The following is a 21174-nucleotide window of genomic DNA, read 5'->3' as shown; positions in this document are numbered from 1 at the left end:
GTTACTCCTCCCTCAATTCAGCAGGGACGAACTGTTCCGGGGTTTTACGGAAGCGATCGTAATTGGCCTCGGACGAGAAAAACCAGGTTTTGCCACCATAGCTGTATTTGTAGTCAGCAGAAGTATTGGTCAATGTGGAACCATCAACCGGGTCGGTCACCTTGATGGTCATGACCGTCGAGAAGTAATTCACGCCAGCAGCCAGCTCTTTACCTGGGATCACCAGCTCTTTCTCATCATTACGCCAGTTTTCAATTGGCACAGGATTGCAACCACCAGGTTTACCAATCGAAGGAATGAAAATGTGTACCCCGCATGCCACGCAGATAACCTGATTACCTTCCATCACGTAACCCTGATCGCCGCACAGTAGACAGGCATCAAAAACTACCCCCAAACGCAACTTGTCGGGATAACGGTTAATCACGAAAAAACGTACCGCTTTACCATCATCAGCCACCCAAACAAAGCGGTGCAGCTTGCCATCACGGAGTCGTTCTATTGGCAGATGAACCATGCCATCACTGGCAAGTTGTACCGGAATGGCTTCTGACAACTGCGGCGGTTGAGAGGCGACTTTTTCCCACCACAGTTGTCCGGCGATCACCACCACCGCACAACCTAGCGTGACCAGCCAAAGACGAAACGCATTTCGACGATGCGCCAGCGCCAGTCGATAAGCAATCGGCTCATCGGCTTTACGCGTCTGGCGGAACGCGCATAACAACGCCGGTACCCAGCACAGTGCCAGAGCAAGTAATAGGGCGGCCCCCAACCAGTTATACATCGCCGCGTTGTTTGTCACTTTGGCCACGAAACTCAATAGCGATTTCGCCAGCGGTAGCACCTGCAGTTTCATTAGCAGTAGCAACAAATTACCGCTTAATGGCAGCCAAATCATGACCATCAGAATCAGCGTCAACGGCCAGTAGAGTCCACGAATACGACGCAACAGCATGGCGCTCAGTACCCCAACCAGGCAGAGGATCGCAAATGCCAATAGCATTGCCGTCAGATTCAACAGCAGATCGGTATTTAGCACATGGGTGCTGGTTAATCCGCCGAGATTGGGATCCAAAGCCCAATGTCGGGCTGCGCCAAACACCAAAATCGCCTGCCACAGGTAGCGAATGCGCTTTGATACCCACCAGAAGCTCAACACAAACAGCAGCGTAATCATCACTTCTGTGCCAACCAGCAACAATTGCACTGGCTGCGAGCCACGGAGGGTAAGTCCCACCAGCACGCCAACGATTAAACCTGTGAGTAAGGTCCAGACGAGTGGGCGCAAAGAAGGGGGATCGATGCGACTCCAGAGAACCCCGGAGAGCAGCGCAATGCAGAAAAAAACCTGTAGCGTCGTGACAAAAAAATAACTCATAACATCGACTCTGTACGGCGGATTGAATGATGTAACTATCCAGGTACATCGATAATTTAGAGCCAGCCCATCAGGGGGATAAGTTCGCGGTCAGTTAAGACATGAGCAGCGCAAAACAAATCGTGGGTACACTTCGTACGTAAGATTGTGAGCACTGCCCGGTCCAAAATGGCAAATCAAGCAGCCTGATGGAAAAGCGCTTAGTTCAGGCCGACGTATTTAAATTCATAACTCACGTCAAATGGTTTCCACCAACGACCAACACCGGTCTCACTGTCTGTATGACGGTGCATACCTGCTTTTGACGGCGGTTCGATGTGATAGGTCACTTTATAGTTACCCACCCCCATCATTTTGATGTTCGCACCGTAATGAGGGCCATCGCTGGCAACCATCGGCATGAACGTACCTTCTTGTTTTTCACCCGTATCACTGTTAATCAAGGTGTAACTGATAGTCAGATAAGGGATCCACTCGCCTGCGCCAAAACCATTTTTACTGCCTTCCACGGCATGAATATCCGCCTCAAGGTGAATATCGGCTTTTGCTGCCGGTAATCCCATGCCACGCGGTTCCATATCGATTGGCTGCAGGTAAACAGCGGCCAGTTCCATCTCATTCATGGTGACAGGCTCACCTGCCGGATACTCCTTAAAGGCAAACGCTGCCGGAGCAGTGAAAATACCGGCCATCACTGCACTGGCAATCAGGGTTTTCTTCATGGTCATCAGACATATCCTCTCGTCTCAAATAACAGCTATAGATTAGTTTTTATCGTTTCCCCAGGAACAGTGCTTTTCCTCCGCATCACCCACAGCGCCGCCAGCGCCGCAAGTAGCAATATGGCCTGCGGTAATAACGTTTCCACGTAGGGATAAATTCCCAACCAACTGATTTCGGGGAAGCCGTTAATCAACGTTGGCTGGAACAGCTTACCTTCCACCAGTTCCAGAACCCCTTTGCCCGCAAATACAAAGGCCATCAGGTACATAAAACTGCCGGTAAACATAAAGAACGGCTTCAAAGGCAGGCGTACAACCGAGTAGCGCATAATGAGCCAGGCGACCAGCAGAACAACACAGCCGATAACAAAACCTGCCGCAATCGCCATATGCCCAGAAATATCATTCGCATCCCCGATCAGGGCGTAGTAAAACAGCACGGTCTCCGCCCCTTCGCGGTAAACCGCCAGGAAACTGGTAAGCCACAGTCCAACCAGTGAACCACGGGAAAGTGAGTGGGACAGTTTCCCTTCCAGCCATGCTTTCCAGTGGCGAGCCTCGACTTTAGACAGTAACCAGTAGCTCATGAAGAACAGCATGACGACGGCAATCAGCATCGTTACGCCTTCCAGCAGTTCTCGGCTGGCGCCGGAATTCGTGAACAGGAGTTGGAATATCACAGCGGTAATGACGCTGGCGAATAATGCAACAATCACCGACTGGCGAATTAACGGAAGCTTATCCTGGTGATTGTTTTTCACCATATAAGCCACGATGGCCGCCACAATAAGCAGGGCCTCCAGTCCTTCGCGGACAATGATCATCAGGCTGTAGAGCAGCAGGCTCCACTGGGTTTCTACTCCTTCTCCCAACATCACCACCGCTTTTTGTAAATCCTGCTCCAGTGCGCTGGCTTCGGCGTTGAGTCTTTCCACTGGCTGACCCGCTTTCATCAGACTAACCAGACGCGTGAAGTAAGCCTCCAGCGAGGTTTTAAACGCCGAATCGCGAGAACCGATTTTGTTTTCCATACCGCTAGCTTCAAAGCGGTCAAAATAACTGTCTTGCACATCCAGAATGGCATTCTTCGCATCGCCCTCCTGGTAACGGGCAATCGCTTTCTGAATACTTTGGTGGATACCCAACGAGACGGCAGCCCAGTCTGCGCGGGCTATATCATCCTGTGCCGTGGGCGTATTCGCCGTATTTTGCACCGCCGTGACCTGCTGTTCGTCACGGGTAGTAGGCAAACCAGGCAGAAGATCCTCAATATCCTGTAACAACGTAGTGACCTGATAAGAGACATCATTAAGGCGATCTGGCTCTGCGGTGAGCGCAATCAACGCAGAAAATTGCTGGTTAATCGCAGCAGCGTCTTTTGCCGATCGATTCTGTCTGACCGACATTTCCATCTCTGAGTTTTTAAAACCCTGATAGTGCGCTTGTTGAACGTTTTGGCTGGCTACGCTTAAATTCCCGGCCTGATAGTTATTTACTGCCTGGGCCAACAAATCGTCGATAACACGAAAACTCTCTTGCCAGTGTACGGCGATATCTGTCCTAGAAAACGCATTGTGCTGCTCTTCGGCAACCAGGCGATGTCCGCCATCTAACACAGGTTCAACTTCGCGCAGCGAGGCTTTGAGCCAGTCGATTTTAGACTGCACGTCAGAGAGCGATTTTTTTGCGCCAATCATGCGACGGATCTCACCAAAAGCGCTTTCCATCTCATAACTTTTGCTGGCGGAAATGTTGATTCGAATAGGACCTTCAAGGTTTTCAAATACCTCAAAGTAGGCCATTTGCACCGTTCGCCGCGCTTCATCAGTTTGTTGCTGAGAGTAAAGTTCTGCTGTTTTATCAAGACGTTGCTCAATATCCTCAATGAATGGAGCATAGTTTGTTGCGGCCCATACATGAAGGCTTACAAGCAAGCTACACAAAGTGGTCAGCAGGAAAACACAGAACTTACGCACGGTACGCATCCCGTAAAATACAAATGATAATTATTATCATTATCGATTTTAGCTTGCGTTGTACATGACCTGGATCATAAAAATGTCAACGGGTAACAAGTTATGTAAATTTATCTCATGAAAATGTGATGAATACGAAACTGAGACATTTGGGATTGATTAGTGATGCCGTCAATACAGGAGAATTTATCGGTGATATGGAATAGAGTTGCCCCATACTCACTGACGCAAATGAGGCCAACAGTGAGTATGAAGATAAACGTTATTTAAGACAAAAGTGATCAGGGAACTATTATATCAGGACCACGAGTAATCCGTTGCAAAAAACGGCCGTAACCCTGTTCGCCTGTCCAGTAGTTGATGCTTCTCTCAACCCCATTCGATGTCAGGGTCGCGCCAGAAATACCATCCACTGTATATTCATCGATATTCTCTGGTTTCTCCTGAGTTATTCTTAGCGCTGGCATCAAGTTATTATCAACCACTTTTTTACCCGGCCATTGCTTGCGCCAACTTTCATCTTCCACTCTGGCTCCCAAAAAAGGAGTTTCCCGCTGCTGATAGTAATACAGGTTTTTAACCGTACGTCCGTCTGGGTCAAGAGCCAGAAAGGCATACATCATTGACTTCGCACCCTCACCGAAAACAGGGAGTATAATTTGTTGAATTTTATTACTTTTATCTTTTACAAGATATACATCTGCAATAGTACAGCGCTGATGGATCTTCGCGGGATCATGTTCCGGAGCGAGTTTTTTACATCCCTGCGTCTGGACGTCATCAGCTACCCATTCACCGGAATCCAGATTAACCTTACGCGCTAAAATATAACGTTGATACAAATTTTTAATTGTTTTTTTATCGTGCTCATCTGATTTCAACAGGCCTGAAGCATGCAGAATGGCGGCATATTTCTCTTCACTGGTAGGTTCAGTGAGTTCCCCCTGATACATCATAAACCAGACAATAGCAGCAATAAAAATAAGGATACAAAAAAACATCATTGATATAACAATAACTTTACCCTTGCGCATTATTCTATAATCCCTGCGAGAAATAAGATATTTAAAACATCATCAGATATGCCATTATCCTTGTGAATTTGCAACTACAGAAAAAAATCAAAAATATATAACTATTAGTGTGTAGCTTTAGGATCAAATATCAGAACAACATGTTTTTCTTACCTTTTTATCGTAAAAAAATGCCGGGTTCCCCCGGCACAAATATCAGAATATTTTCGCCCACCACAGCCGAAGTTTCATGCCCCAGTAGCTGGTCCAGCCGCTGGTGGTTGATACCACCCGACCTTCTGACATCACCACCAACGTGGGCGTGACGCTAATCGCCCAACTGTGGGAAATAGCCCCATTCGCATCATTGATGACCGGAAATTCCACGCCTTTACGCAACAGCCAGCGAGATACCTCAGCTTCATTTCCGGAGCGTAACGCAATGGTCATCACATTTTCCCCTTCCGAGCGCAGCCTGGCGACTTCCGGCGTTGTGAAGCGGCATACGCCGCACCAGCTCGCCCAGAAATAAAGCAACACTGGCTCGTCTTTGCTGAGCGCCGCCAGCGTGACGGTTTCACCATCCAACGTTTGTAAAGGCGTACTGTCAAAAGAGGCAGGGAGCTGCGGCGCGCGCCAGGCATCCATCAGCAGCATCGCCCCCGCCAACAGAGCCAGTAAGATCAGCCCTTCGCGCAGCCAGCGGCGCAGTTTACTGAGCATTGGCCGCCGCCAGTTTTTCTTTTACCACTTCCTCAAGCGTTTCCCACGGCACCGCACCGGGAATAAGTTCATCGCCAATGATCGTTGCGGGGGTTCCCTGTACACCCACCAGTCGCGCCAGTTGCAGGTTAGTGCTCAGCGTTTCAGCACTTTGGGCGTCCAGCGTCACCGGACTGGCCCCCGCTTTTTCCTGCGCCTGTTTGATACTGACATCGGTATGGTAGCCCTTCTTCTGCATCAGTTTTTCATGTAGCGCCAGAAACTGCTGCGGATGCTGATGCCATGTCGTCAGCACGGTCCGCGCCGCCAGTTCCGAGCTTTCACCTTTAAACGGCAACGGTTTGATCACTACCGCCACGTCAGGATATTTCTGCACAATTTTTTCCAGCATTGGATCCAACTGCTTGCAGTATGGGCAGTTGTAATCGGTGAAGTTTATCAGGGTCAGTTTTGCCTGCTTTGCGCCAATCCGCGGGCTGTTGGGATCGTTAAACAGGGCTTCCTGAATTAATGCTTCAATTTGCTTTTCCTGTTCCGGGGTAAACGGCGCAGGTTCTTTCGCGATACTGACGGCAGAAAACAGGGTTAACAGCAGAACAATCATCATCTTCATGGGGTAACTCCTTTGGCATCGTTCAACGTTTGCAGTACCGCATCGCGAGTTAACAACGTGGGTAACACCTGGCCTTCCGGCAGACCAGGGCCATAAATTTGGTTATACGGCACAGCAACCTGGCCGCGTTTTTTTAGAAATTCGGTAATGGCTTCAGAAGGGAGTGTCCAGTCGCCACGCAGCGCCACCACATCCGGCTGTTGCAATGCGGCCTGTACGTCATCTTTATGCAAGACGTTGAACTTGTTTACCTTACAGGTGATGCACCAGTCTGCTGTGACGTCAATGAACACACGCTTATGTTGCGCCAGCGCATCCTCAATAGCTTGCTCGCTTAGCGGTTGCCAGTTCACGCTCTCTTTGCCGGTGCTTTGCCCTACGAACCCGAAATGCGGGAGCAGCAACGTCGCAAGCCAGATAGCGGAACCCAGCATCATCACGCCGAGCAGACGCCGCAACATATTCATCCAGCGTCCTGGCCGCGGCAAACGCAGCGCCAGACCGGGACGCAGAGCCACCAGCAGCCACGGTAAGCTCATTCCCAGCCCAAGTGCGATAAACAATCCCCACAATGTCGGCAGCGAAGCGGTCAATGCCACCGCCACCGCCGTTCCAAGGAACGGGGCACTGCACGGCGTAGCAAGCAGCGTCGCAAATGCGCCTTGCCAGAAATGTCCCGACAGACCGTTGCCGCCGTGAGTCGCCAGCGTGGTAGTCATCGCAGAAGGGAGTCGGAATTCAAACCACCCGAACAGGCTGGCGCTGAACGTCAGCATCACCAGTACCATCACGCCAATGAACCATGGATTCTGAAACTGGATCCCCCAGCCAAGCGCCTGATTGGTTAAACGCAGCACCGTCATCAATAGAGCCAGAGCCATAAATGAGACAAGTATTCCGGCTACCGATGCGAGGAACTGACGACGGACCTGGCGACGACTTTTTTCCTCGACCAGCAAAATCGAGCCCAGCTTCATGCCCAGAACCGGTAACACACAGGGCATCAGATTGAGGATCAAACCGCCCAGCAGCGCCATTAGCACCACTTGCCACAGTGGGAGTGAGGCGTTCTCAACAACCGGGGCTTCGCCAATCGCAAGACGACTTTCCTGGGCAACACCGTTATCTGCCAGCACCAGGGTGACTGACTTACCACGCAGATCCGGCGCGCCTTCTCCCCAACCGTCATGTACAGGTACCGTGGCGCGTAATGTCTCCCCCTCAACCTGGATTTGCGGCATGCCAAAATCCGCATCATCAACAGCATCCAGATACAGCCCTGGTGCAGTCCAGCCTCCCGCACGGTGAGCCTCGACGACTAACTCTCCCGCCCGTGCGCCGGCGCTCAGAGCATCGGTCAGGCCGCTGGCAAGTGGGATCTGTCCCATCGCCTGAGCATAGTCATGTGCAAAAGTCGGGTCCTGGGCTGTGGGCGTTACGGAAAAAGGAAAATCCGTCAACAGGCAAACGTTGCTACAGGTGGATAGCGTCAAAACGCCGCTGAGCGTGGCGGGCGCTCTACCTCGCACCACCATCGGGAACGTCACCTTATCGTGATACCCCTGGGTAGTGATATTGGCGACCTCAAAACGAGCTGGGGTTGGCCAGAACCAGTCGACCGCAGGCATTTCCTCTTTCCAGGCGATAGCAGGCGTAACGCCCCCCTCGCCCGGAGAACGCCAGTAGGTTTTCCAGCCGTCCTCCAGTTTGACATCCAACAACAGACGGGTTTCACCGCCAGCGGACGTATCAGCGCGTAACCGCACGCTGGCGTGATCGTTATCGGGTGAACGCAGCCAGCCGGGTTCAGCCGCCCAGGATACGGGCAGCCATAGCAATAACAGACAGAGCAGTGTCTGCCTGAAAACAGTCATCATAGTTTTTCTCCGTGAATAATTATCTAACAGTCAGCAACGGCTGTTCTGTCATTCACGGAAGACGCAAAATCGGAGATGCACCCGGAGAGTGGGCGGCGAGATGGCTCGCGGTGGGAAAAAAGGTAGACGAAACGCCCGCACTGGCGCCAGCAACGACAGCAGCAGGCACAGCACCAGAATAGCACCTTCAAACAGTACGGGTGGCGCAGCCAGTAATGACTTCGCGCTCAGTTCACAAGGGGTAACGGGTGAGGCCTCATCGGCCTGCACTTGTGCGCTGGCGACAACGCTTGTAACGGCGGTATCCATCTGCAACGCGTGCAGACCCGCCATGCGTTGTGCGGTGCAAACCATCACCACAACACATGCCAGACAGAGGAACCACCATCCCATCCGTTGACGTTTCGCCATTATACCCTCACTCATTGATGCGAGTTATCTTAACCACTCGCCGGTTTTTGGCAACCTTTGCGCTGTAAAGTTATGTCCTGGCATCTGCTGGATATACCGCGATTTCAATCAGATTGAGATCGGGATCCCTGACATAAACCGAGCGAATCGGTCCTGTCGCACCGGTTCGTGCAACGGGCCCTTCAATAATCTCGACTCCGTGGGTTTGAAACGTCTCTGTCACCTCTTCCAGTGTACGCGTGGTGATAAAACACAAATCCAGCGCCCCCGGCGTTGGCGCGTAGGCTTTAGGTTCAAACTCTTTTCCCCGAATATGGAGATTGATTTTCTGATTGCCATAGACGAAGGCTTTCCGACCTTGTGCGAAAGTTTCCAACCTCATGCCTAAAAGCTCGACATAAAAACGAACGCAAGCCTCTTCATGATTGGTGGTTAGTACCAGGTGATCCAGGTGGTCGATCATAGTGATATCCATTTGGGTTGCTCATCTCTGACACTTACCCTATTCATTCACGCGCGACAAGAAAAAGACAATCTACAGGGGTATTTGCAAATACTTAGCGCAATACCATGCCATTCACGCTTTAAGGCGAAATGATAATTAATCATATTTTCGTCTTTGTTTATTACACTATAACATTGCTAAAAACACCACCGAAAATATCACGGAAGTTATCATTCACTATTTACGAAGAATGCCAGAGAATATTTCAATGTCAGCACACAAATAATGCCCGCTACGTACTGATGCGTAAATGAAAGTAAGGGTCAGCGCATTTTCAGGGGATTTCCTTATTATATCCAGACGCAATGAATAACGTATTCATTAGCAGATAATTTGTTTATCAAATGTTATTTAGAGTATATGAAAATGAAAAAATATTTATTACCCCTGATTGGGTTACTTTTTACAGTTAGCGCTCAGGCAGCATCATTTACCGACGGTAAAGAGTATATCACCCTGGAAAAACCCGTCGCTTCCGCCCCAGCTGCGCTGAAGTTTTTCTCATTTTACTGTCCTTCCTGTTATCAGTACGATGAAGTTTTTGAAATCACGGATAACGTGAAAAAAGTACTGCCTGCTGATGTCAAACTCACCGAATACCACGTCGACTTTTTAGGTCCGCTGGGGCAAGACATGACGCACGCCTGGTCCGTCGCCATGCTGTTAAACGTACAAGATAAAGTTAAACCGTTGCTTTTTGATGCCGTTCAGAAAAAACAAACCGTTAAAACAGCGGATGATATTCGTAACGTATTTATCAGCGCGGGCGTCAGCGCCAGTGATTATGATGCCGCCTGGAACAGTTTTGCCGTGAAATCCCTGACCGCAAAACAACAAGAAATGGCTAAAGCGGTAGATTTAACCGGTGTGCCCGCCATTTTTATCAACGGTAAATATATGATCAATCCAAAAGGACTGAAATCTGACGACCTAAACTCTTTTGTGAAGAGCTACGCGGATACGGTTCGCTATCTGATCACCAAATCCTGACATTTCGCTAATCTCACTTTTCGCACCACACAACAGTCAAAAGCGCTGTTGGTGGTGCGCAATCACATCATTTAGACCAATATCCTTTCTTCCCGGTTGGCATTCGCCGTTATCAGGATTACCCTAAACTTAGCGGTGTTACCTGTTGTCGGGGTACACCTTCTTCAAGTGTTGATTTACACGAGAGAACGCTATGGAATTAAAGGATTATTACGCCATTATGGGCGTGAAACCGACAGACGATCTCAAGACAATCAAGACCGCCTATCGTCGACTCGCCCGTAAATACCATCCTGATGTCAGCAAAGAGACTGACGCTGAGGCCCGGTTTAAAGAGGTTGCTGAAGCCTGGGAAGTCCTGAGTGATGAACAGCGACGTGCCGAGTACGACCAACTGTGGCAGCATCGCAACGACCCTCAGTTCAGCCGTCAATTCCAGCAAGGAGAGGGGCAAAGCTACAGCGCCGAAGATTTCGACGATATCTTCTCCTCCATTTTTGGTCAGCATGCACACCAGTCGCGCCAGCGTCATGCCAGCCGCGGACACGATATTGAAATTGAAGTTGCGGTGTTCCTGGAAGAAACGCTTACTGAGCATAGCCGCACTATCAGTTACAACCTGCCGGTCTACAACGCATTCGGCATGGTAGAACGTGAAATTCCCAAAACACTGAACGTGAAAATTCCGGCTGGCGTCGGTAACGGCCAGCGTATCCGTCTGAAAGGTCAGGGTACGCCCGGCGAAAACGGTGGGCCGAACGGTGATTTGTGGCTGGTGATTCATATTGCGCCGCATCCGCTGTTCGATATCGTTAATCAGGATCTGGAAGTTGTCGTTCCTCTGGCGCCGTGGGAAGCTGCGCTGGGTGCGAAAGTAACCGTTCCGACGCTGAAAGAGAGCATCCTGCTGACCATTCCTGCAGGCAGCCAGGCCGGTCAGCGGTTACGCATTAAAGGCAAGGGTCTGGTAAGTAAAAAACATACCGGCGATTTGTATGCGGTGATCAAGATCGTCATGCCACCGAAACCTGACGACACCAGTGCCGCCCTGTGGCAACAACTGGCGGATGCACAAAAGACCTTTGATCCGCGCAAAGAGTGGGGGAAAGCATAATGGCTAACGTTACCGTCACTTTTACCATTACCGAATTTTGTCTGTACACCGGTGTGTCAGAAGAAGAACTGCATGAGGTTGTCGGCTTAGGGGTGATAGAACCCCATGAAGACGAGACGTTTGACGATCATGCGCTGACCGTAATGCGTCGCGCGATGCGCCTGCGTCAGGAGCTGGAACTTGACTGGCCAGGGATTGCCGTTGCATTGACGTTGCTGGAAGAGAACGCTCAGTTACGTCAGGAAAATCGCCTGCTGCGCCAGCGATTGTCTCGTTTTATCAGCCATCCTTAGTGTGTCAGGGCCAGCATGGTGCTGGCCCTTTTATTGTCCGCCCCGCGCTCTTAATGACATTGCGCAATCGCTGGTGACTACCGCGTTGGCGCGAGTAGCCATAGCAGCGTCAATATTGTTTTGAAAGTGGTCTTATTGTTATTATCGTATTCCACTCTAAGCTTGGATGCCTGCCATGACCCGATTAAGGTTTAGTGAGATGACTCACGCCGATATACCTGCTGTTCAGTCGTTCCTTATTAAGCATCTTAATTTGTTCTTCAATGCCGGGAGAGTCATGCCTGCTGCTGAAGAAGATATCTTCGATCTCAAGCAGCAGTATATTTTGCAAGAAAGAAATCTATTACTTTGCGCATGGAGTGAAAAACAAGAGCTCATCGCTACACTTGCGGTATGTCAATATGATGATCGTATCACTGAGCTACGTGGGCACTATAATTTGCCTGAAACGGCAGAAATTTGTCGTTGCTACGTGGATGCGCGCTACCGCAGACAGGGAATCGGAAGCCGGTTGTTTGCTTTAGCTCAAATTTTCTGCCAGCAGCAAAAATATAAAACCTTATATCTTCATACTCATCATTTCTTGCCTGGAGGGTATCATTTTTGGTTGCGTAAAGATTTTAGCGTCGTTATGGATATGCAGGATGAATGGCAATTGGTACATATGCAGAGATCACATTATTAAATTAACCCAACGCTAATTAACTGCGTTATTGATAACGATCAATATGATTAAATTGAAAAAATAAAACCGTGTTTATAGTTTGATCAATATCAATCAATTCTCATTTAGCTTTTTATTGTTATTTTCATGTATACATCCGAGATAAAGGATTTAAGCATAACCAACTGTAAAACATAACAATTTTACCAAAGGTGTGAGGTTTTCCCTGTTTATTCATACGGTTGACCTCGTTAACAATTGCCGTTAGAGTCGCTTTTGACAGCATTTCATTACATTTTTGTATATGAATAGGAATATGGTGAGAATTATTCAATTCAATTCCATAACTGCCCCCGCAACTGTAGGCGGATGCAGAATATCCTTGTGTGGTTAATAAGCCACAGGTCACTGTAAAGCTCGTCTTTATGGGAAGGCCGATATTCTGATTACCGTGAGTCAGGAGACCTGCTGTCAACGATGTATACCATTAAGTGGACGGGATGGTCCATGGGATGAATTATTTGACGTAAGCAGTAGTGTATTTATGAATAAGATTTTGGCTAAGTAAGGCTTATTTGCATTTGTTGCATATCTTCATTCTTAAAATTCACGATTTAATGTCATCTATCTTCATGTCTCCTCCCGATATATGGAATGAAATGAGCCATGACCAGACTTTAAGATTCTGGCATCAACGGGACGATGATAATGCACGCTAATTCTACATTTTTCTCTTCTAAAAAAACGCTTCTGGCTATTGTTGGAACCACTGTACTGTTGACTTCCGGTTTTTCTAACGCGGCAAAAACCGAATATCCTCTGACGATTAAAAACTGTGGACGCGATATTACCTTTAATCAGGCACCAACGCGCGTGGCAACCGTGGGTCAGAACAGTACCGAGATTCTCTATTCACTGGGGCTGGCCGATCGCGTCGTGGGTACTTCGTTGTGGTTTGGCCCGGTACTGGATGCTTACAAAGCAGCAAATGAAAAAGTTGCCGTCATTGCGCAAAATATTCCCAGCTTTGAAGGAATTGTGGCTAAAAAACCAGATCTGGTCGCCAGCCAGTTTGAATGGCAAATCGGCCCTGCTGGCACAGTTGCCTCATACGAACAGTTTAGTGAACTGAAGGTGCCCGTTTACACCGCGCCAGCTGACTGTGCTAAGGATAACGAAGATGGGGGTGATGGTGTTCGTAAGGGCATGTTTGATATTGCTATGGTGTATCAGGAAGTCGCCGATCTGGCAAAAATTTTTGATGTTCAGGATAAAGGCGAAGCGCTGATTGCCAGCCTTAAAGCGCGTGAATCAGCAGCAAAAAATAAAATTACCGGCATGGATAAGAATGTTTCTGCCGTGTTCTGGTTCTCAAGCGCCGATTTACAGCTCGATCCTTACGTTGCCGGGAAGTTTGGCCCAGCAGCATGGATAGCCCAAACGCTGGGTGTGAAAAATGTCATTGATTCTGCTGAAGAGTGGCCAACGGTGGGCTGGGAAACCATCGCTAAAGCTAACCCTTCTGTCATTGTGCTCGGTGAGATGAGCCGCCGACGCTTCCCGGCAGATGACTGGAAGATCAAGATGGAATACCTCCAGTCCGATCCTGTCACCAAACTGATTCCTGCCGTCAAAGAAAACCATCTGCCGGCCATTGACGTACAGACAATGAATGCCGGGATCAGAACTATTGATGGGGTGGAAAAACTGGCTGACGCTCTGGTTGAATATGGCTTAGCGCATCCGCAGGCTGCTCATTAATCTACATTTTGCGCTATATCACGGCACGGTATAGCGCATCTCCGTTACTCAGGAACGCAGATAATCATGAGTGATTCTCGCAGGATGCGTCGCGCTGTTGGTCAGCTTGCGGTGAGAGTCGGTGGTCATGCCGTTTGGGTCAGTGCGCTGATGTGTTGCGTACTACTGGCGGGGATTTCCATCGGCGAAACGTTTATCCCCTGGCGGCACGTACTCAGCACGTTGGCAAATCATCTTTTCGATACCCACTATCCTGTCGATGCACTGGATGCCGGGATCGTCTGGAACTACCGCCTGACCCGAGCACTGGTCTCAGCCAGCTGCGGCGCCTGCCTGGCTGTTTCCGGCGTAGTGTTGCAGTCGTTGCTGCGCAATGCGCTCGCCGAACCTTATCTACTGGGGATTTCTGCCGGAGCATCTACCGGTGCGGTGCTGATTGCGCTCACGGGACTGGGGGCTGGCATCATCAGTATGTCTTTAGGGGCGTTCATTGGTGCGCTGACGGCATTTCTGTTCGTTGCGCTATTGGCGATGGCCGCTGGCGGTAAACAAGGCGGCGGGATTACAACCCAAATCATTCTTGCCGGGATCGCCAGTTCGCAACTGTTCAATGCGATTACGTCGCTTATCATCACCCGCTCAGCAAACGCCGAGCAAGCACGCGGAATTATGTTCTGGTTGTTAGGCAATTTGAGCGGTGTACGCTGGCCCGATGTTGTCTTAGCTATTCCTACCGCTCTGGTCGGTATTGCGCTGTGCTTCTGTTATGCCCGCCACCTTGATGCGTTCTCCTTTGGCGCTGAATCCGCGGCATCGTTGGGCATTCCGGTCAAACGTACCCGCGCAGTACTGATTGCTGCTGTCACCGGCATGACAGCGATTATGGTCTCCATTGTTGGTGCGATCGGCTTTGTCGGTCTGGTGATCCCTCATGCCGCTCGTTTGCTGGTCGGCAACCAGCATCATCGACTGCTGCCGGTTAGTGCGCTTACCGGCGCCATTTTCCTCATTGTCGCCGATGTTATTTCCCGCACGTTACTACCCGGTCAGGTACTGCCAATTGGGGTGATCACGGCTTTAGTCGGCGCGCCTGCGTTTTCAATCATTCTGATAAGAGGAAACCAGAACAAATGACGGTAAACCTCGTACAGCCACTTGTTACCTCTGCGCAAGCCGTTATTGAAGCCTGCAATCTGCGTTGGAAGGTAAAGGGTAAGACGATTGTTGATGATATTTCTCTTCGCGTAACTCCCGGCGAGTTTGTCGGTATCATCGGTCCCAACGGCTCGGGCAAAACGTCACTGATTTCACTGCTGGCCGGTTTGCTGAAGCCGACTTCCGGGCACATCACTCTGCGGCAAAAAGCGCTCCAGCACTATTCGCGGCGTCATCTTGCGCAACAGGTGGCGCTGGTCGAACAACAGGCTGAAACCAGCGAGCGGCTTACCGCTTTACAAGCCGTTTCTCTGGGACGGACCCCCTGGCTTAGCCTGCTCACCCCCTGGTCTGCCAAAGATGACGATATCGTACAAACGATGCTGGAGAAGGTCGATCTCAGTGAATTACAGCACCGCTGCTGGCATACCTTTTCCGGGGGAGAAAAACAGCGCCTGCATATCGCACGGGCGCTGGCGCAGCAGCCGCAATTGTTGCTTATGGATGAACCCACCAACCATCTCGACATTCAACATCAGATTGGCCTGCTGAGTCTGGTTAAACATGAAAAACTCACGGTGATTGCTGCTCTGCACGACCTTAATCATGCCGCGATGTTCTGCGATCGCATCATCGTAATGACCTCCGGACATATGGCGATGCAGGGTAAACCTTGCACCGTTTTTACCCACGAAAATCTCCATGCCTGGTTTGGTATCGACGCCATTGTCGAACATGAAGCGGGTAGTGAAAACTGTTTTATTCGTTATCAAAGACCTGATGAATTTTAAGGAAGAATCGATGAAATACCTCAAACAGAGTCTGAAAGTTTTGTGTTTACTCGCCCTCGCCTCTTCAGCCTTCGCGCAAACTCACGAAGTGTTGATGAAGAATCGTGGGTCTGCGGGGCCGATGGTCTACGAGCCGGATTATCTGGAGATCCAACCCGGTGATACGGTGAAGTTTATCCGTAAGCATAAGAGCCACAACGCGGCTTCAATTGCTGAATTGTCTCCAGCTGACTATCACGGTTTCATGGGAAAAATAGATGAAGAGATCGAGGTGACTTATGACAACCCTGGATTTTACGGCATCAAATGTTCACCGCATTACGCTCAGGGCATGGTGATGATGATTAAGGTTGGCGATACCACGTTACCGGACAGCTATCGGGCATTCAAAGCGCCGGGTATTGCTGATAAGCGCTTTCAGGAAATTTATGCGCGTATCGACAAACAATAATCCGCATTGCTCTGGGAGAAATACAAGGTGGCAGATAAAAAACTTGCAGATGGCGAAATCCAGGAACAGCGTCGGGAATGCCTGTGTAAACTGACGAAATTTGTCGGCGCGGCGGGCATCGCGGCTGCTGTGTGGCCGCTGGTTTCGGCCTTAAGCCCGGATGAGAAAACGCTAGGGGAAAATGAACCGATTGATGTTTCTCTTGCGGGTGTTGCTGCTGGACAAACCATCAGGCGCATATGGCAGGGAAAGCTGATTCTTATTCACCACCGCACGCAGGAAGAGATTGTCGCCGCCAGAAATGCCGACTGGCATACGCTTATTGATCCACAGTCTGACAGCGAGAGGGTCTCTGCGGTTCATCCCCAATGGCTGGTGGTTCAAGGGTACTGTCCACATGCCGGATGTGTCCCCAACGCCCAGCCGGGAGGGCTGGGCTGGATTTGTCCGTGCCACGGCTCGGAATTTGATACCTCCGGGCGCGTGACGCGCGGCCCCGCAACGACCAACCTGGCAATCCCGGATTACGCCTTTCATTCTGATGGTCAGATCGTGCGTATCGGCACTAAGGAAGCCTGACATGATGAGTGAGCGCGTCTATTCGCTTCGCTGGCGAATTCCTTTTCCTCGCTCGATTACCGGACTCTGGCTGTTCGCTATCGGCGCAATCCTGCTGGTTATGCTCGGCGTGCAGATCCTGACAGGTATCGTACTGGCGATGTTTTACGTCCCGACAGCCGGGCTGGCATTTGACTCCATTATTCATATTATGCGGGCGGTTCGCCACGGAGAACTGATACGCAATATGCATGCTATTGGCGCATCGCTCTTTTTCTTTGCCTGTTATCTGCATATTTTTCGCGGTATGTACTACAACGTGTACCGCAAGCCCTGGACAACAATGTGGTTGATTAGCGTCACGCTGTATATCCTCCTGATGATAACCGCATTTCTTGGTTATAGTCTTATTTGGGGGCAAAAAAGCTACTGGGCGGCAACGGTCATTACTCGCTTTGCCCAGGCCATTCCGCTAGTGGGTGATACGTTATACGCATATTTAGTCGGTAGCCATACGCCGGGAACACCGATGCTTGGCCGCTTTTTTGTTATCCACTTTATTCTTCCTTTTGTGATTGTCGTGGCAACGGTTTTTCATATACGAACCGTACAGTCAGCGTTTGCCCAAGCGATGAAAAAGAAGTTCAGCGAGAAAGAGTCCAGGAGCCTGTTGTTCGATTACAAAATTACCGATCTCGATGCCATCAAAATCACCCTTTTTTTGATGCTCTTCGCCTGGTTTTTATTCTTTGCTCCGCACTATCTGAGCAGCGCCGATAACTTTATTCCCGCAGACCCAACGATTACACCGGCAATTGTTGCGCCAGAATGGTATTTCCTTCCCTTCTTCTCCATCTTGCGCTGCTTCCCGAATGAATTCGTAGGACTAGCCGCGATGTGCGGTTCGATACTGATTTTCTATTTTCTTCCCTGGCTTGATACCTCCCGGGCTCGTTTTCGCCATTACAGCAAGCTGGTCAAATGCGGATTCTGGCTGTGGGTCATCAATGCCTGCTTTTTAGGCTGGTTAGGATCGAAAGCGCTGGTTGGCCCCGACCTTCTTGACGGTTTTCGTAACGAAGAAGGTTGGATACGTGCCGCGTCCCAGCTTTCGACGCTGATTTGGTTTGCCTGGTTTTTAATCGTATTACCTTGCCGTCGTTTTCTGGAAAAACAGGACTGATGATGAAACGACTATTGAAATTCAGTGTTCTGTGTTTTTCTCTATTGGGACTGGGCTCCACCTATGCGCAAGAAGCCACGCCTGAACGACAGGAATGGAGTTTCAGCGGCATCAATGGCCAGTATGATAAAGAGCAGCTTCGGCGTGGTCTGCAGGTTTATGAAGAGAAGTGTCGCGCTTGTCACGGCATGAAGCACCTTACCTTTCGAACCTTGACCAGATCCGGCGGCCCGGAACTCACGGAAGAAGAAGCAAGAAGTATCGCTAACGGCTATCAGTTTCCTGAGATTCAGGATGACGGCCAGATGGGTGAGCGGGACGGGACGCTAAATGACAGCTTTATATCGCCATATTTAAACGAGCGGGAAGCTCGATACCTTAATAATGGCGCAGAACCTGTTGACCTGAGCTATATCGTCCGCGCCCGCTCATACGATCGTGGATTTCCGCAATTCCTGTTAGATGCTTTTCTGCCCTACACGGACCAGGGAGCTGATTACGTCTACGCGTTACTCACCGGTTATCTGCCTGACGATCCCGAACTGAAGGCTAACCGCTATTTTCCGGGCGGCGTGATTAACATGCCGAAACCGCTGAATAGCGGAGAGATCCAATGGAGTCCGGCGTCACAGAAAGCTGAAACTGAGGAGCAATACGCCAGGGATGTTACCGCCTTTCTGGCATGGGCAGCCGATCCGGCGCTCTCTGAACGAAAACAGCAAGGGAATTACGTTATGGGCTATCTGGCTATTATGCTGGGGCTGCTATGGATATTACGACGAATGAAGAGACGTTCGCTCATGTAGCTTTTGCGAGGCGGGGTGATTACTCATTTCACCAGTATTCAACCGGTCAGCAGCACTGTTGCCCTTGCGCGACTAAGACGAGTAAAGAAAGACAAAATATAAACCGAGCAAAACGAAAAAACCCCAAGCTATTTGATAGCTTGGGGTTTATGTTTGGCGGAAGCGTAGAGATTCGAACTCTAGAACCCTTTCGGGTCGCCGGTTTTCAAGACCGGTGCCTTCAACCGCTCGGCCACGCTTCCAATGAGGCGCACTATAAACATCCCGAACGGACCTGTAAAGCACCAATGTGTTCGTTTGCCTGAAAAACAGCCAAAATGTTGTTAATCGACTGAAATAACAACAGATTGACCATTTAATCAGCACAAATACCGGCTACAACGCTTAATGTTTTTTGATGTACATATCTTTGGTGTAGTAATTTCCCCGGTTATCCGGCGCAAATCCCCCCACCCACGGCTTCACCAGATGCGTGCGGACATAGTGGTAAACCGGAATCGCAGGGACATCATCACCTAAAAGATCTTCAGCCTGCTGATAGTATTTGCCTCGTTCTTCCAGTGAATTTGCTTTCGCCGCATTACGCATCGCTTCATCAAAGGCGGGGTTGCTGTACTTGGTAGTATTCTCGCTATCACCGGTACGGAAAATATTGAGGAAACTTGAAGCATCATCATAATCGGCTATCCACGCATAGCGCACGACGTCAAAATTACCGGTGTGCATAGTGTCTAGCATGGTTTTCCATTCCTGGTTTTGCAGCTTCGCCTCGACGCCAAGGTTTTTCTTCCACATCGACGATACGGCAATCGCAATACGCTGGTGCGTTTCGAAGGTGTTGTAGAGCAAATTCAAGCTAAGCGGATGCTCAGGACCAAAACCGGCTTCAGCAAGCAGTTTTTTGGCTTCAGCAATACGTTTTTCGAGCGGCCATGACGCATACTCCGGGGCATGCAGTTTCACCCCACCTATTTCCGGCTGGCTGATAACCCACGCTGCTCGCTGCCCCTGCCCCATCACCTTTTGCGCAATGATGTCTTTATCCAACGCCATATTCAGCGCCCGGCGCACGCGCGGATCATTAAACGGCGCGCGGGTTGTATTGAACTGATAGTAATACGTTGAAAGCTGGGGAGAGACATGCAGTTCATCGCCCATCGTTTTTTTCAGTTGGGCGAACTGATTGACCGGTACGCTATAAACAATGTCGATTTCACCGGCCTTATAGCGGTTTACGTCAGCCGACTCTGAGCTGATGGGCAAATAAGTAACTTTATTAATAACCGTATGCTGATCGTCCCAGTAATGTGGGTTACGCTCGGCAACGATGCGCTCATTGACCACCCATTGCGATAGTTTGTACGGCCCACTGCTGACAAAATGTTCTGGTCGGGTCCACTTGTCGCCAAAACGCCCAATCAGAACTTTATCCAGCGGCACCAGCGATGGATGCGCCAGCATCGCCAGAAACGCCGCCGTCGGTTGCGTCAGGGTAATTTCCAGCGTGGTATCATCCAGGGCTTTGACCCCTAGTGTAGCGGGATCTTTATTCCCTTGGGCAATATCAACCGCGTTCGCAACATGCATATTGCCCAGATACGAAGCATAAGGTGAAGCCGTTTGCGGCGAGACCAGACGCTGCCAACTCCAGACAACATCCTGTGCGGTAATCGCAGAGCCATCAGACCAGGTAATGCCCGGACGTAAATGAAAGGTCCAGATAGTATTGTCTTTATTCTCCCAGGACGCCGCAAGGCGGGGCTCGATAGACCCATCCTGATTGACAGCAACCAGACCGTCGAACATATCGCTGATTAAATTAAACTCAACGTTGCTTTCGACTTTATGCGGATCCAGCGATGCCGGCTCACTGCCATTATTTCTCACCAGTTCCTGCTTTTCAGCCAATGCTGTTCCTGCGGGAACATGAGCTGCCCATGCCGCGCCGTTTATTGATATCACACAGGCGGCCAACAGCGTAAACGTAAATACCTTCGATTTGTGTTGAGTCATTCCCTGCACCTTATTGTTCTGTTTTGTGATGACACCGCAATCACTCATAAAGGGATGCAGTAAATAACGCAATATTTTTCAGTGACCTATAAGATGTCGATCTGACATTTTCAAACAATAAGTGGTAACATCTAATTTAGACACTTTTGCTGAAATAATATGCTTAAGTCTGGC

21 protein-coding genes, 1 tRNA gene and 1 riboswitch are annotated in these 21174 nt (G+C 49.8%); of the genes, 11 read left to right on the top strand and 11 right to left on the bottom strand.

What is annotated here, in order from left to right:
• Window position 1 precedes the first annotated feature (1 nt).
• From G4551_RS08795 to G4551_RS08755, 9 genes are all read right to left on the bottom strand, one after another.
• The gene (locus tag G4551_RS08795; RefSeq protein WP_003836820.1) at window positions 2-1381 is read right to left on the bottom strand and encodes a Fe-S-containing protein; all 1380 of its coding nucleotides are present in this window, start codon (window positions 1379-1381) and stop codon (window positions 2-4) included.
• Window positions 1382-1581: 200 nt separating this feature from the next.
• Window positions 1582-2109: an iron transporter gene (locus tag G4551_RS08790; protein WP_003035987.1), complete on the bottom strand. Its 528-nt coding sequence runs from the start codon at window positions 2107-2109 to the stop codon at window positions 1582-1584.
• 29 nt (window positions 2110-2138) lie between these two features.
• The gene (locus G4551_RS08785; RefSeq protein WP_032941193.1) at window positions 2139-4088 is read right to left on the bottom strand and encodes an FTR1 family iron permease; all 1950 of its coding nucleotides are present in this window, start codon (window positions 4086-4088) and stop codon (window positions 2139-2141) included.
• Window positions 4089-4360: 272 nt separating this feature from the next.
• Window positions 4361-5113 carry an NADH:ubiquinone reductase (Na(+)-transporting) subunit C gene (gene nqrC / locus G4551_RS08780; protein ID WP_003836822.1) on the bottom strand — a complete coding sequence of 251 codons (753 nt, stop codon included), beginning with the start codon at window positions 5111-5113 and terminating at the stop codon, window positions 4361-4363.
• A gap of 195 nt (window positions 5114-5308) precedes the next feature.
• Entirely contained in the window at window positions 5309-5815 is a 507-nt protein-coding gene (locus G4551_RS08775; protein ID WP_003035978.1) for a protein disulfide oxidoreductase, read from the bottom strand.
• The gene (locus G4551_RS08770) at window positions 5805-6428 is read right to left on the bottom strand and encodes a DsbA family protein (RefSeq protein WP_003035975.1); all 624 of its coding nucleotides are present in this window, start codon (window positions 6426-6428) and stop codon (window positions 5805-5807) included. The genes G4551_RS08775 and G4551_RS08770 overlap by 11 nt, the downstream gene beginning before the upstream one ends.
• A complete protein-coding gene (locus G4551_RS08765) occupies window positions 6425-8305 on the bottom strand; it encodes a protein-disulfide reductase DsbD family protein (RefSeq protein WP_003836823.1) in 1881 nt (626 codons plus the stop codon). Before G4551_RS08765 ends, G4551_RS08770 begins: the two co-directional genes overlap by 4 nt.
• A 48-nt stretch (window positions 8306-8353) precedes the next feature.
• Window positions 8354-8716: a hypothetical protein gene (locus G4551_RS08760; RefSeq protein WP_003836824.1), complete on the bottom strand. Its 363-nt coding sequence runs from the start codon at window positions 8714-8716 to the stop codon at window positions 8354-8356.
• Window positions 8717-8786: 70 nt separating this feature from the next.
• On the bottom strand, window positions 8787-9191 hold the full coding sequence (locus G4551_RS08755; protein WP_003836825.1) for a VOC family protein: 405 nt from the start codon (window positions 9189-9191) through the stop codon (window positions 8787-8789).
• Window positions 9192-9587: 396 nt separating this feature from the next.
• On the opposite strand from G4551_RS08755, the gene dsbA reads away from it, so the two are divergent.
• From dsbA to G4551_RS08700, 11 genes are all read left to right on the top strand, one after another.
• The gene (dsbA, locus tag G4551_RS08750; protein WP_003035960.1) at window positions 9588-10211 is read left to right on the top strand and encodes a thiol:disulfide interchange protein DsbA; all 624 of its coding nucleotides are present in this window, start codon (window positions 9588-9590) and stop codon (window positions 10209-10211) included.
• Between the two features lie 193 nt (window positions 10212-10404).
• Entirely contained in the window at window positions 10405-11325 is a 921-nt protein-coding gene (gene cbpA / locus G4551_RS08745; RefSeq protein ID WP_003836826.1) for a curved DNA-binding protein, read from the top strand.
• Entirely contained in the window at window positions 11325-11618 is a 294-nt protein-coding gene (gene cbpM / locus G4551_RS08740) for a chaperone modulator CbpM (protein WP_003836827.1), read from the top strand. Before cbpA ends, cbpM begins: the two co-directional genes overlap by 1 nt.
• Before the next feature lie 175 nt (window positions 11619-11793).
• Window positions 11794-12303 (top strand): GNAT family N-acetyltransferase, encoded by a 510-nt coding sequence (locus tag G4551_RS08735; RefSeq protein WP_174435670.1) that lies wholly within the window; start codon window positions 11794-11796, stop codon window positions 12301-12303.
• A 242-nt stretch (window positions 12304-12545) separates the two neighbouring features.
• Window positions 12546-12769: riboswitch (cobalamin riboswitch) on the top strand.
• Between the two features lie 221 nt (window positions 12770-12990).
• On the top strand, window positions 12991-14043 hold the full coding sequence (locus G4551_RS08730; protein ID WP_003035934.1) for an ABC transporter substrate-binding protein: 1053 nt from the start codon (window positions 12991-12993) through the stop codon (window positions 14041-14043).
• A 66-nt stretch (window positions 14044-14109) separates the two neighbouring features.
• A complete protein-coding gene (locus G4551_RS08725) occupies window positions 14110-15177 on the top strand; it encodes a FecCD family ABC transporter permease (RefSeq protein WP_003836829.1) in 1068 nt (355 codons plus the stop codon).
• Window positions 15174-15989 carry an ABC transporter ATP-binding protein gene (locus G4551_RS08720; protein ID WP_003836830.1) on the top strand — a complete coding sequence of 272 codons (816 nt, stop codon included), beginning with the start codon at window positions 15174-15176 and terminating at the stop codon, window positions 15987-15989. The genes G4551_RS08725 and G4551_RS08720 overlap by 4 nt, the downstream gene beginning before the upstream one ends.
• 10 nt (window positions 15990-15999) lie before the next feature.
• Window positions 16000-16440, top strand: a complete 441-nt coding sequence (locus tag G4551_RS08715) for a pseudoazurin (protein WP_003836831.1) — start codon at window positions 16000-16002, stop codon at window positions 16438-16440.
• 27 nt (window positions 16441-16467) lie between these two features.
• The gene (petA, locus tag G4551_RS08710) at window positions 16468-17019 is read left to right on the top strand and encodes a ubiquinol-cytochrome c reductase iron-sulfur subunit (RefSeq protein ID WP_003035923.1); all 552 of its coding nucleotides are present in this window, start codon (window positions 16468-16470) and stop codon (window positions 17017-17019) included.
• 1 nt (window position 17020) lies between these two features.
• Window positions 17021-18181: a cytochrome b gene (locus G4551_RS08705; RefSeq protein WP_008320242.1), complete on the top strand. Its 1161-nt coding sequence runs from the start codon at window positions 17021-17023 to the stop codon at window positions 18179-18181.
• A gap of 2 nt (window positions 18182-18183) precedes the next feature.
• Entirely contained in the window at window positions 18184-18987 is an 804-nt protein-coding gene (locus tag G4551_RS08700; protein ID WP_016149885.1) for a cytochrome c1, read from the top strand.
• A gap of 154 nt (window positions 18988-19141) precedes the next feature.
• On the opposite strand, the gene G4551_RS08695 is transcribed toward G4551_RS08700, so the two are convergent.
• Window positions 19142-19229: transfer RNA gene (locus tag G4551_RS08695), tRNA-Ser, on the bottom strand.
• 142 nt (window positions 19230-19371) lie between these two features.
• Window positions 19372-21000, bottom strand: a complete 1629-nt coding sequence (locus G4551_RS08690; protein ID WP_003836832.1) for an ABC transporter substrate-binding protein — start codon at window positions 20998-21000, stop codon at window positions 19372-19374.
• Window positions 21001-21174 lie beyond the last annotated feature (174 nt).

The sequence above is a fragment of the Citrobacter freundii ATCC 8090 = MTCC 1658 = NBRC 12681 genome, from assembly GCF_011064845.1.
GTDB lineage: Bacteria > Pseudomonadota > Gammaproteobacteria > Enterobacterales > Enterobacteriaceae > Citrobacter > Citrobacter freundii.
This window is presented reverse-complemented; position numbering and strand designations above follow the sequence as displayed.